Origin of the sequence: Candidatus Merdisoma sp. JLR.KK011 (assembly GCF_036941125.1) — a bacterium.
GTDB lineage: Bacteria > Bacillota > Clostridia > Lachnospirales > Lachnospiraceae > Laedolimicola.
In genome coordinates this window covers 1,079,940-1,092,853 of record NZ_JAYWSZ010000004.1, presented here as the reverse complement: position 1 = coordinate 1,092,853, position 12,914 = coordinate 1,079,940, and the positions used below count along the sequence as shown (strand labels likewise).

The 12,914-nt window shown below is 50.9% G+C and carries 11 protein-coding genes and 1 tRNA gene; all 12 read right to left on the bottom strand.

All coding sequences use genetic code 11. From position 1 onward, the window contains the following. Positions 1-19: 19 nt before the first annotated feature. On the bottom strand, positions 20-910 hold the full coding sequence (locus VV089_RS19130) for a DUF1002 domain-containing protein (protein ID WP_172541126.1): 891 nt from the start codon (positions 908-910) through the stop codon (positions 20-22). A 203-nt stretch (positions 911-1,113) separates the two neighbouring features. Beyond that, positions 1,114-2,067: an alpha/beta fold hydrolase gene (locus VV089_RS19125; protein ID WP_334337037.1), complete on the bottom strand. Its 954-nt coding sequence runs from the start codon at positions 2,065-2,067 to the stop codon at positions 1,114-1,116. Positions 2,068-2,350: 283 nt separating this feature from the next. Continuing rightward, complete coding sequence (locus VV089_RS19120; RefSeq protein ID WP_172541503.1) at positions 2,351-2,986, bottom strand: cytidylate kinase-like family protein; 636 nt, start codon at positions 2,984-2,986, stop codon at positions 2,351-2,353. Positions 2,987-3,363: 377 nt separating this feature from the next. After that, the gene (locus tag VV089_RS19115; protein ID WP_334337036.1) at positions 3,364-5,433 is read right to left on the bottom strand and encodes a hypothetical protein; all 2,070 of its coding nucleotides are present in this window, start codon (positions 5,431-5,433) and stop codon (positions 3,364-3,366) included. A 105-nt stretch (positions 5,434-5,538) separates the two neighbouring features. After that, positions 5,539-5,612, bottom strand: a tRNA-Pro gene (locus VV089_RS19110). A gap of 97 nt (positions 5,613-5,709) precedes the next feature. Continuing rightward, entirely contained in the window at positions 5,710-7,209 is a 1,500-nt protein-coding gene (locus VV089_RS19105) for a cell wall hydrolase (protein WP_334337035.1), read from the bottom strand. A 28-nt stretch (positions 7,210-7,237) separates the two neighbouring features. Then, complete coding sequence (trmL, locus tag VV089_RS19100; RefSeq protein WP_334337034.1) at positions 7,238-7,765, bottom strand: tRNA (uridine(34)/cytosine(34)/5-carboxymethylaminomethyluridine(34)-2'-O)-methyltransferase TrmL; 528 nt, start codon at positions 7,763-7,765, stop codon at positions 7,238-7,240. Between the two features lie 6 nt (positions 7,766-7,771). Beyond that, positions 7,772-8,950 (bottom strand): aminotransferase class I/II-fold pyridoxal phosphate-dependent enzyme, encoded by a 1,179-nt coding sequence (locus VV089_RS19095; protein ID WP_334337033.1) that lies wholly within the window; start codon positions 8,948-8,950, stop codon positions 7,772-7,774. After that, positions 8,947-9,429, bottom strand: coding sequence for an Lrp/AsnC family transcriptional regulator (locus tag VV089_RS19090; RefSeq protein ID WP_172541498.1), 483 nt, complete (start codon positions 9,427-9,429; stop codon positions 8,947-8,949). The genes VV089_RS19095 and VV089_RS19090 overlap by 4 nt, the downstream gene beginning before the upstream one ends. A gap of 129 nt (positions 9,430-9,558) precedes the next feature. Continuing rightward, positions 9,559-10,545 (bottom strand): AIR synthase family protein, encoded by a 987-nt coding sequence (locus VV089_RS19085; RefSeq protein ID WP_334337032.1) that lies wholly within the window; start codon positions 10,543-10,545, stop codon positions 9,559-9,561. A 35-nt stretch (positions 10,546-10,580) separates the two neighbouring features. Continuing rightward, a complete protein-coding gene (locus VV089_RS19080; RefSeq protein WP_334337031.1) occupies positions 10,581-12,023 on the bottom strand; it encodes a VanW family protein in 1,443 nt (480 codons plus the stop codon). Positions 12,024-12,200: 177 nt separating this feature from the next. Then, entirely contained in the window at positions 12,201-12,914 is a 714-nt protein-coding gene (locus tag VV089_RS19075; RefSeq protein ID WP_334337030.1) for a 3'-5' exonuclease, read from the bottom strand.

Here is a 12,914-nt window from a genome sequence, read left to right as displayed (position 1 = left end):
GCGGCAGCTCCGCTCCTTTTTATCCGAAAAGTTTGTTAAAGAAGCCCATAATCGCATCAAAGAACCGGGTGATAAAATTCCCCACCTGCTCCGTATCAATGTTATCCAGGTCAAGGCCCATGCCCTTGAGCTTCTCATAGAGCTCTCCGGCCTGCTTTGCCAGGGCGTCCACATCCAGATCCAGCTTGCTGATCTTGTTCATCAGCTTAATCAGCTCCTGCACCTGCTCGTCGGACAGCTCAATGTTGAATTCCTTCATGGCATTGCGGATGATCCGCTCAATATCCTCATCGGATTCCACATGCTCCTCCGCTATCTGCTGCTTGATGTAAGCGATAATGTCGGAAGCCGCCTCGGAATCGCCCAGGATGTCGCCCAGGTCTCCCGTTACCACGATCTCGTTTACAGCTGCCTCCAGAGCTTCCTCACCTACATTTTCACCTGTCATTTCCTCGTAGCCCTTGACGGCTCCGATAAGGGCCGCCGTTCCCGACAGGTTGGTGGGACCGGCCACGAATACGTCCGCATCCTTGAGGCCGGCTGTAATCAAGGCGTTCCGATACATATCAATGGTACAGTAGCTGATGTTGTAAGTAGTCACATTAAGGCCGCTGCCCTCTGCCGCCGGGCGGATCAGCACGGAGGACAATGCCTTCGTTCCGATGACGCCGGCTCCCAGATATTGATCCAGATATTGGTGCTCCTGCTCGTTGGTCACATAGATTACCTTGTAGCTATCCAGATCCGCCGGGTCTACGCCCAGAAGATTCAAGACCGTTGCTTTCTGCTCCTCGCTTAAATTGGCTCCCAGGGCCAGGATCGGCGTGTCATCTTCCGCTGCAAATGCCGTAATTCCGGACGTAAGCAGCATGGCCATGGCCAGTATCAGTGATAAAAGTCGCTTTTTCATATTTCCTCCTATTCTAAGTCGCTGCGCGACAGCACTAAAGGGTAAAGCCGCTTCGACACACCGGTAATGAGAGAAACTTTTATTCGAAAGGACTCTCATAAAAGTTCCTCTCGTGCGCCTTTGCGGCTTTACTGTCCAGCAAAATTTATTTTTCAAAACACCTGACATTTCTTAGCTGGACTATTACAGTCCCGTAATATCTTCTATTCCTTCCTGCGTGGGTGTTCTGCTTCTTTGCTCAGCCAGTTATACAGATCTTCATATACGGTGCTTCGATCCGTTTCATTCAGAATCTCATGCCGGTCTGTTTCGTAAAGCTTTGTTGTAACCTTTACCATCCCCGCTTCCCGGAACCGCTTCTCAACCAGCTCCACTCCTGCTCCAAAATCACCTACCGGATCCTCTTTTCCTGCTACAAACAGCACGGGCAGATCTACCGGCATTCTCTTCAGACTGCTCTTGTTCCATGCCGTCTCCATGCTGTAAAACAGATTATAGTATCCGTTCAAGGTAAACCGGAAGGTGCAGCGCTCGTCTGCCAGATATCGGTCTACAACCGCCTCGTCCTTGGTGAGCCAGTCTGCCGTTGTCCTTCCCGGTTTGAAATGTTTATTATAGCCTCCGAAGGCCATTCTGTCAACAAGAAGGCTCCGGTGGCGCCATCCAAATATTGCCGCCAGCCCGCGGCAGATCCCTCTGCCGGCCTTCAAAAGAGGCACAGGCTTTGTTCCGGTTCCCATGATGATTGCGCCGTCAAGCTCCCCGCCGCGCAGGCAGAGATACTGGCGCACAAGAAAGGAACCCATACTGTGGCCCAGCATATAGTAAGGCAGATCCCCATAGGTCTTTTCCGTCAGCTTTTTCAGATGATGAATGTCCTTAAGCACGGCGGCATTCCCGTTCTTTTCACGGAAAAAGCCGTAATCCTCCTTGGTGCCAATGGACGCTCCATGTCCAAGGTGATCATGTCCCACTACTGCAAAGCCTCGCTTTGTCAAGTACTGCGCAAACTCCTCATAGCGGCCGATAAATTCCACCATTCCGTGGACAATCTGAAGAACCGCCGATACCTCTCCCTGCTCAGGCTTCCACTCCACTGCATGGATATTCGTTTTTCCGTCAGCGGACAGATAAGTAAATTCTCGTTTTTCTGCCATGGCTGTCATCCTTTCCGCATTGTTCTATCCTGTTTTCATGTCCATTTAGGACGGACTTCCTCCATCAAAATATACCTGTTGAGTATAACATATAGTATAACATGAAACCCCAGGAATGTATGAAGTTTTTATTAAAATTTCATTACCTTGTAATAAAGTCCCGCAAAAAACCGGAAGGCCCCTGTCTGGAAAAGCCTTCCGGTCGTTCTTTCTTCTTATTCGCTTATATTTCTTTTATCCCCGTCTTGGCGTGCTCTCAGATACAGCTCTCCATAAACCGGTTTTATTTGTTTTTCTTACTCTCCAACAGGGTAAACGCAAAATCCTTGATGGCCTTCGCCGCCTGCTCATACGTCATATCCGTGGTGTTGATACACAAATCATAATTGCGCATGCTCTCCCACTCCTGCCCGGTAAAATAACGGTAATAATCCCGGCGGTAGCGGTCGGTCTTGGTGATGAATTTGTCTGCCTTCTTCCAGTCAATCTTCTGACGGTTCATCTCCTTCTGGATACACTTCTCCCTGGAAGCATAGATGAAGACCCTCACTAAATTGGTCCGGTCATTCAGTACATAGTCTGCGGCCCTTCCGATGACCACATAGGAGGACATCTCCGCCAGCTCCCGAAGCACCTTGGCCTGGTAGTTGAAAAGATTGTTGTTGGAGGTAAAGTCTTCCTTCTCCGGAGGAATCAGCCCCCCGGTATACACCTTCTGGGATGCCCGGAACAAAAGACTCTTCTTCTGATCCTCGTCGGCCCTGGCGAACAGCTCCTGGCTGATTCCGCTTTCATCGGAAGCAAGCCGGAGAAGATTGCGGTCGTAAAGCTCCACTCCCAGATCCTTCGCCAGAATTCTTCCGATGGAGGTTGCACCGCTTCCACAGGTTCTTGTGATAGAAATTACGAAATTATCCATATTCCACACCCCTTACCCGGCGCTGCAATGAGCAGCCCGAAATTCACTTTTCTTTCCACTTTAAAAACAACATCTGCACCTGTTTTTGTATGTTTATTATAACAATCCGCAAGCAGGGTGTAAAGCCCTTATTCCATATTATAACCTTAACAGCCTGTACGTGGTTACTGTTCACTCCGTGCCCAGTAACACGCTTCGCGATGCACAGAAATCGCAAAAAGATGCGATTTCGCGCTGAAAAACTCGGGATTTCCGCACAAAATGTGCGGAAACACCTCGCGGAACAGTTGCGTGTGAACAGTAACTGTACGTGAACCGTACAAACACAGATATGGAAAAGCCTGTCTGTCCGATTTGCTGCACGGCTGAACAACTGCTTATAACCGAAACATTTTTGCTACGCTCAAATAAAAATCAGGATTGGCCTGCCGGATGGCGTTGGTCTCGTTGGAAAAGATTGTCAGCCACCCCCGGCTCACAGTGAGCAGCAAAAGCCCCAGAGTAATCACATACAGGATACGGGAAGAACGAGTACCCTCAAAATGAATATGCCCCAGAATCAGCAGGAACGCCATAAGGCTGACGGCCAGGCTCAGATCGCAGACATAGCGTATGTGAATCCCTCCCAGAAGGAAATCCAGATATCCCAGCCCCAGAATGCTCACGAGGAGCAGCCAGCAGATCCGCCTCTTTAGGGAGTCCTTTTTTTCCCTCCCGCCAAGCGTCAGTCCTGCCAGAAAAACCCCCAGGTTCAGAGGCATCTGAAAAAGTCCGGCGCTGTACTCCTGGTAAAGATAATTCCCAAAATCTACGCATTTCTCCGTTGTAAACCGCAGAAACGGGAAAAACTCCGTATAGACAAAGGATTCTCCAAAATAGTGATACAGCATAGACAAAAAGTGGTGCAGGCTTAAGACAAGCCCGTTATACCGAATATCACTCTCTGTAAGCTGGAAGGCCGTTCCAAACTCAAACACAGATCCAAACCGAATCTGATTATAGTACATCACGCCAATCCCTCCCAGCAGAACGGGAGCCAGGAAGGGCAGCGCACACCGAAGCTTATCTCCCGGCCGCATCGCCTTGTCAAAAAGAACGCCCAGGAACAGCGGCGCCCCAAAAGCCGCTGCCAGAATCACCATATTCGGGCGTGAAAGCACAAGCATCACTACAGAAATCCCTGCCAGGAAAAAAAGCAGCATACGCTTCATTCCGTTTTCTCTTAGACAGGCAAAGGAGGAAAATCCAGCAAAGGCCGCAAGCCATCCCACGCCGCTGATCAGAGGAAGATAGTAAAAGCTCAGCGATGCCTGCATCAGATACAGAAAGCTTCCAAACACCACGGCTGCCTCCCCCAGCAAAAACAGGACAAGATTTGCCCTGGGCCGGAAGATTTGGTAAAGTCCCTGAATGGCCCCAAAGACAGCCAGAATCGCAAAAACGGACAAAAGCGTCCCTGCCAGAAGCTCTGTAGGAAGCATTCCCGTCAGCCAGTAGACCGGATAATACACCATAAACAAAGGCGCAAGACCAAAATAGGAATAGTACTGCCCATTATAATAAGCCCGATCCCAGTGATAGGCGATCTCCTTTTTATCCCTCTCCCCCTTATCATAGGGATTCTCCAGCTCCAGAAGCGCCGGATTTACATCGAGATCCAGGGCTGCCTGCCCCTTTTCAAAAGCATCCAGCTGCTGCATATAAGCATCCACCACCATCTTTGGGGAACGAAGCTCTTCCAGAGAAGGATAAGGGCGAAGGTATTGATGGGAAGGCGATCCGCCGTAGAGAATCCAGCAGGAAACCAGCAGGCAGAAAGCCAGAACCAGCAGGTTCATCCTGCCATGGCTCTTTTTCTCCGGACAGTATTCCGCCTCATAGAGCCGGAAACGCAGTACACAGAATGCCGCAAAGAACAGTCCCGCCATCAGAACCAGCCGAAGCCCGTGAATCTGCAGAGGAATCCGTTCATTCAGCACCACAGAAAGAAGGAATACCGGTTCTTCCAGCTCCTCCGTAAAGTTGATGCGAAGCCGCGTCAGCGCCCCGTGGCTGTGCAGACGAACCGTAAAGGCAGACTCATGCCCTCCCGGATTCACCTGAAAGCTTCCTGCGCCCATAGTACGGTATGCGTTGGCTTCGTCGCAGATGCCGATATTTCCGGACAGAACCTGGATCGGGCCGGCTGTGCGTACCGTGACGCTGCGCACCTGCTGGGACAGGCCGTCAAAAGAAACCGTCGGGTTGTCGGGAAGCAGCGGAAGAGCCTCGCCGTTATAGCCCGCCATCTGGGACAAGTCAAGCTCTATTCGGTTGTAATCTCCAAAATTCTGGGAAAAGTAAGAAAACTGAAATACACACAGCTCCAGAAGCGCTGCCAGAAGAAACGCTGCTGTCAGAAGAATCCATACATTTGCCGTTTTTATAACTTCCATATATTTTTTCACGGCTTCATTCCTTTGTCATTGTATTCAGTCTCTTGACAAGAAGATCGTTATTATGAAATTAAAAAAGGAAACCCATTCTGGGTTCCCCATGCCCCTGCCAAGGAGTCGGCGTGACAGGATTTGAACCTGCGGCCTCTACGTCCCGAACGTAGCGCTCTACCAAGCTGAGCCACACGCCGTTATCTAATTGTTTTGCTGTCAGCACTAATTATCCTATCATAGAATCCGATATTTGTCTAGTAGAAAATATCGGATTCTATGATTTTTTCATTTGCTTTATTGCGGCGTTGTTATACTCCCCTCCGGCTGGCCGCCCTCAGACGTTCCTCCTTCCTCCGGGGAAGTCTCTTCCGGAGGATTCTCTGTTGGAGGGGTCTCCTCCGGGGGATTTTCTTCCGGGGGATTTTCTTCCGGAGGATTCTCCTCTGGCGGTGTTTCTTCCGGTGGGTTTTCCGGAGGGGTCTCTTCCGGCTTCTTATCCGGCACACCGCTCTCCGGCGCAAAGTTCCAGGTATAGGAGAAAATATGATCCCCGATAATCAGTCCGCTCAGCGCAGGATTATTCCGGTGGGTACGGAAGAATACCCTGTTTCCCACATTGGATTCTCCCGCAATAGCCCGCCTGGCCGCCGTAAAGCATGCCTGGCTTACGCTTCCCAGATCCTGCTGCAGCACCAAATCAAAACGCCCCGAAGTAACGGGAGAAAACTGTCCCGGCGCCCGTATCACACTCATAATGGTATTCTGCGGAAAACGTGGATCCCGAATCCGGTTCATTACCACGGCTCCCACCGCTAGGCGCCCTGCGTCTCCCTGGTTCGCCGCCTCACAGTGAATCAGCACCGCAAGGGCCGTGACCTCCTCCTCGCTGGCTCCATAAGCTCCATAATTTGCATGATCGGTTCCGGTTGTCTGTACACCGGACACATTTCCCAAAGATGCGTTGATCTCCGCCAGCTTGGCAGCCTCCAAAGATGCCTCCAGCCGCTTCTTCTCCGCAATCAGCTCTGCCAGCACTTCCTTCTGAACCGTCAGAGCGTCATTCTTTCCGTTCAGATCCGCCTGGGCCGCCGCAATGTCGCTTATATGCTGTCCAATCTTGCCAGAGGTTCTTTTTGCCAAAGCCGAAACCTCATCCTGCTTTTCCACAACGGATGCGTGAAGCTCATCCAGGGCTTCCATCTCTCCCTGAAGCTCTGCCTCCTTATCCGCAATGGCTTTCTTCTGAGCCATATAGCTTTCCATCATCTGACGATCATACGCAGTTATGCTGGCTGCATAATTGGCCTTGTTCAGCGCATTGGCAAAGCTGCCCTCCTCCAGAAGAACCTCAAAGAAAGAAGGCTGGGAATTCTCGTACATATATTGAATACGGATTTTCATATCCTCATACTGTTTTTCTTCTACTCGCTTTGCTTCCTCCAGATCCGCCTGGGTCTGCTCAATCTCTTTTTCCTTATCCGCAATCTGCCGGTTCAGATCCTCGATCTGCTCGCTGATAGAAGCGTACTGGTTGTTCAGATCCTTTAAATAGGCCTCCATGTTTGCCTTGGCGTCTTCCAGCTTTTTCTGTTTATTCTTTGTATCGTTGATCTCCTGCTGGGTTTTGTCAATCTTATCCTGCTGCTCGTCAATCTCGTCCTGGGTTTTATCAAGCTCGTCCTGGGTCTGGTCGATGTCATTGGTCTTCGTCGCATAAGAAATAAAGCTGAAACTGCACAGCAGGGCCAGTCCGATGATTCCATATATGATTTTCGGGAGCTTCCTGTTTTTCATCTTATCACCATTTTGTCCTTACCAGTAATCAGGAAAACGCCTGGTCTTTGCAGGCCTCCTGCTTCCAGTCGTATTTTGTAAGCGTTCCGTTAAGCTTCATCTGGGCAAAACCGTTCTGCCTCAAGGCCTCATACAATACAATTGCCGCTGCATTGGACAAATTGAGAGAACGTGTCTCGCCAATCATGGGAATCCGTATGGATCTCTTCTGATTCTCAAGAAGCAGCTCCTCGGGAATCCCGGCGCTCTCCTTGCCGAACATCAGATAGCAGTCCGGCTCATACTGTACCTCTGTGTACGCCTGGGGCCCTTTGGTCGTCGCCATGTAAATGACTGCCTGGGGATTCTTAAGAAGAAAATCCTCATAATTGCTGTAGGTAGTCACATCAATTTGAGACCAGTAATCCATTCCGGCCCGTTTCAGCTCCTTTTCCCCCAGGCGGAAGCCCAGAGGCTCTATCAAGTGAAGACGTGTTCCCGTAGCCGCACAGGTTCGCCCGATATTCCCGGTATTTGCCGGAATCTCCGGCTCCAGAAGTACGATATTCAATGCCATCCTGTTCTAATTCCCCTCTTTTTCCTTCCTAAGGCGGCTTGTAAAATCAGCCAGACGGCCAAAGGCCACTTTCAGATCCTCCAGAGAATAGGCATAGGAGAGCCGCAGAAATCCCTCTCCGCAGGCTCCGAAAGCAGTTCCCGGAACTACCGCCACCTTTTCCTCCTTTAGAAACCGGGTGGCAAACTCATCTGAAGTAATGCCGAATTCCTGGATGCTGGGAAATACGTAAAAGGCCCCAAAAGGTTCAAAGCACTTCAATCCCATTTCCCGAAGGCTGTGCATCACATACCGCCTTCTCTGATCATAAGATTCCCGCATCATAGCCACGTCCTCATCCCCGTTTTTCAGAGCCTCCACGGCTGCAAACTGGCTGTTGGTGGGAGCGCACATAATGGCGAACTGATGGATCTTCGTCATCTGCTCAATGACAGGCCCAGGGCCGCAGGCATATCCCAGGCGCCAGCCGGTCATGGCATAAGCCTTGGAAAAGCCGTTGATGAGAATGGTCCGTTCCTTCATTCCCGGCAGAGAGGCAATGGACACATGCTCCTCCTTGTAGCTGAGCTCCGAATAAATCTCGTCTGACAGAACCAGAAGATCCTTCTCAATCACTACCTGGGCAATGTCCTCCAGATCCTTCTGCTCCATAATCGCCCCAGTGGGATTGTTGGGGAATGGCAGCACTAGAATCTTTGTCTTCTCTGTAACGGCCTCCAAAAGCTCTTCCTTCGTAAGCCGGAACTCATTTTCCTCTTTCAGATTGATTATCACAGGCACGCCCCCGGCCAGCACGGCGCAAGGCTCATAGGAAACATAGCAGGGCTGGGGAATCAGAACCTCATCTCCCGGATTCAGTACCGCCCGGAAGGCCATGTCGATGCCTTCGCTTCCGCCTACGGTCACTACGGTTTCCTTTATGGAATCGTAGCTTACGCCGATTCTTCTTTTAAGATAATTGGATATCTCATCACGAAGCTCCTTTAAGCCTGCATTTGAAGTATAAAAGGTGCGTCCTCTCTCCAGGGAATAGATTCCCTCATCCCGGATATGCCATGGCGTATCAAAATCAGGCTCACCCACTCCCAGGGAGATGGCATCCGGCATCTCGCTTACAATGTCAAAAAACTTCCGAATGCCCGATGGGGGAATATTCACAACCTTATCAGCTAAAAAATTTCTCACGGTGTCACCAGCATCCTTTCATCTTTTGATTTATGTACCATAATAGAGCCATGATCCTTATACTTTTTCAGCACAAAATGGGTAGCTGTACTCAGCACGGTATCCAGCGGAGACAGCTTATCCGACACGAACTGGGCTACGTCGCGCATAGTCTTGCCCTCGATCATCACCATAAAGTCAAAACCGCCGGAAATAAGGTAAACGCTGTCCACCTCCGCATAATTGTAAATGCGCTCGGCTACCTTATCAAAGCCCAGGCCCCTCTGAGGCGTAACCTTTACCTCAATCAGCGCCGTCAGCTTCTCCTCGCCCGTCTTATCCCAGTCAATCAGCGTGTGATAGCCGCAGATGATGCCTTCCTTTTCCATGTCGGCAATCTCATTCGCCACCGTAACCTCATCCACGCCCAGCATCACTGCCAGATCCTTTAAGTCAACCCGGCTGTTCTTCTCCATAAAAGTCAAAATTTTTTCACGCATACGCTCCTCCATTCCAGTTCCGTAATATCCCTCTCAGCACACCTTTGTGAAATCAATTTCCAGTCACAAACCCATGTGCCTGGAAATTGATTTGTGCGCTATGAAGGATATTACTGTTTTCCAGTTCCATCATTTATATATTTTATATAACTCATCCGTCTTGGGCCGCTCCAGAAAGCTTTCTTCTTCTCCGTTGAGAATCCGCCTGGCCTTCCCCTCCACGGCTTTTCCAATCACAGCCGCCGAAATGCCGGCCTTCTGAAGCTCCCGGGCCAGATCGTGTCCCCTATCACTGGCCATTAGCATACAGCCGCTGGAAATGAGATAATAGGGATTTAATCCAAAGTACTCGCAGACCTCAACCGTCTCCTGGCGGATGGGAACCGCCTTTAGATCAATCTCCAGCCCGACGCCTGATGCCTCCGCCAGCTCCCACAGGGCCCCGTAGATTCCGCCCTCCGTCACATCATGCATGGCGCTGACTCCAAAATCCGCTGCGAGCCTTGCCTCGGGCAGCACCGAAAGGTACTGGTCAAACCCCTTGGCCGTATCTACAAAGTCGGCGGAAAACCGGGTACGAAGCTCCTTTTCTTTTTCCTTTGCAATGATGGAGGTTCCCTCTATCCCGATCCATTTTGTGACCAGGATATCCTGCCCGGCCTTGGCTCCGGCCGTAGAGATCAGACGGCCCTCCCTGGCCTTTCCCACGCCGGCCACACTGATCACCGGCTGGTTTACGGCCTTCGTCACCTCTGTGTGGCCGCCCATCACCTGGATATTTGCTCCTGCACAGGCTTCCTCCACCTGGCACATCATTTCCTTGATATCTTCTTCTGTAATCTCCTCCGGAAGAAGCACTGTCAGCATCACGCCCACCGGCTCCGCGCCGCTGCTTGCCAGATCATTCACGGTCACCTGGACAGCCAGTGTTCCCACATCCTTCACGGTTCCTGTAATGGGGTCTGTAGATATCACAAAGACCTCCCCCGGTTCAAGCTTCAGAGCCGCGCAGTCCTCTCCAACGCCCGCTCCTAAGAGAACCTCGCCCCGTTTTGTCCGGATCTGCTTAAAAATGCTTCTCTTTAAAATCGTCTCGGAAATTTTTCCTACCTTCATTCCTGTCTGCTCCTGCTTTCCTTTTTCCGTCTCTCTTACATCATTCTCTCCAGACAGGATCCTAGAACAGCGTTGACCAGGCCCTCGTCCTGGGTCGCCACTGCTTCCACCAGCTCTGCGGAAAGATCCGGATCGCCGGCTACTCCGATTACCACGGTACGGGGAGATGCATTATAGGAGCTCTTATTCACCTTGGTTACGCTTTCCTCCACACCGTCCACATAGACATGCTTGTAAAGCTCTGCCACAACACCCCTGTGGGCTCCGGAAACTACCCGGTAGCCGATGGGCTGTCCGGGATCCGCCACAATCACCGCTCCCGGATCCGTAGTGCTCAAGGTCTGGCTTACATACTTGATGGTGCGGTTGGCCGGCCTGGTCTCCTCGCCGTAAATGGTAAAGGTAATCTGCTTTCCTGCCGTAGCGCCTTCAATGTAGATAGGCGCATCTGTATTGTTCTTAAACTTAAAGTCTTTATAAGTTCCCGCGATGGCCGCATCTGCAGAAGGATCCACATAGGTCACAATCATAGAGTGATTGGAACGCTCCACAACCTCCAGTTCGGAGAGCAATACCGCATTGTACAAAGTTGTAGATACCTGGCAGATTCCTCCTCCTAAGCTGTCTACCACCTGGCCGTTCAGGTAGGAGCCTGCCATTTCATAGCCGTTGTCTCTGGTAAAGGGGCTGACTACCTCATAGGTGGAAAAGCTGTCTCCCGGATACAGCACCGTGCCGTTGATGAGACTGGCTCCGTTGGAGATATTCTGACTGCGGTTGCCGTTGGAGGTAGCATAGCTTGTGGTAAAGGTTCCAAGCACGTCTTTCACACGGCTTAATTCTTCCTCGCTTCCCCTGGGATAGTCCGTCTCCACCGGAAGGGTGATCCGCCCGTTTTCCTTGTTCCACTCATTTGCAATATAATTCTCGATGGCCTGCACGGAGCCTTCTACGTCCAGCTTTGTGCCCGTATTGCCGTCCACAATCTGAAATACGCCGTTTTCCCGCTTTAAGGAAGCGTCCTCGGCCTCGGAGTCGAACTTTACGCACTCGGTTGAGACGAACTCCCGTACCTTGGAAGAGTCAAGAGCCCATTCCAGCTGATAGACCTTGTTCTCATGCTCCAGATCCTTCCGATCCTTATAGCGCTTGATGGCATTGCCCGTCTTCCCAAGCTGTGCGGCCTCGTCAATCACATCCGGATTGGAGCACCTTAATCCCAGCTCTCCTAAGGTAACCTCCATCTGCTCGTCAAAAATCTCCAGCGTCAGGATATCCTCCTTAAGTCTGGTTATGTAAGCGTCTACCTCCGCCTTTGCCTCCGCCGTTGTCATGCCGGACAGATCGATCTCATCCGCATAGACTCCTGTGTGGATAGTGGAATCTTCCTTTTCCTTTGCAAGGGCTTCTCCTTCCGCCATGCCTGCAAAAACCCACACAAGTGCAAAAAGAAGCCCGAATCCAGCAAACCTTTTCATACTCTTTTCCCCTTTTCCGGCTACTGTTCACTCTGTAACCAGCAGCGTGTGAACAATCGCCTTTTCTGAATCCTTACCCCTAAAGCGCGTAGCTCAAAAGAGGCACGATCATTGCCGCAACTACAATTACGATGATCACAGTAGAAATGATCTTTCTCGTCTTCTTACTGTACCAGTTCATCTTTGAATCCTCCCATGCTCCGAAATAATTCCGTCAATTATCCTTGATGCTTCATTCTTTGTAAGGCTGTCCACAGACAGCTCCAATGTTATTTTATGATATTTTAACAGATCATTCAAGTACCCTTTTTGCGCCGGCGTAATCGGCCCCTGTTTTTTTGCCTTATAGCTCAGCGGCCTGGGGGCAAAAAGCTCCTCCGGACTCTCGGGAAACTGCTCCCGCATCCGCCGGTAAAGCTCCATGGAAGCCAGGGCATCAAATGCCGCCCGGTGAGCCATCTTTGGCCGAATCTCATAGTAGGCGCAAAGAGCCTGGAGGCTTCGGCTCTCCATCTCCGGAAACAGGGCCCTTGCAATTTTTAAGGTATCTATCCCCTGCTTTTCAAAGGGCAGATTCAGATTCACGGCATTCTGCTTTACAAAGCTGTAGTCAAAGATAATATTGTGCCCAAGGAGGGGCAGATCCCCGCAGAACTCCACGAGCCCCGTTACCGCCGCCCGGGTGTCCATGCCGCCAGCCGCCATCTCATCCGTGATACCTGTAAGCTCCTCAATCCGTCTTTCGATTTTCCTGCCCGGATTTACCAATGTCTCATAAGTCTCTGCCTGCTTTCCGCAAATCACCTTAACGGCCCCAATCTCCAGAATCCGGTCTGTTGAAGGGTTCAGCCCTGTCGTCTCCAGATCCAGGGCAATGTATGTATCTGTCAT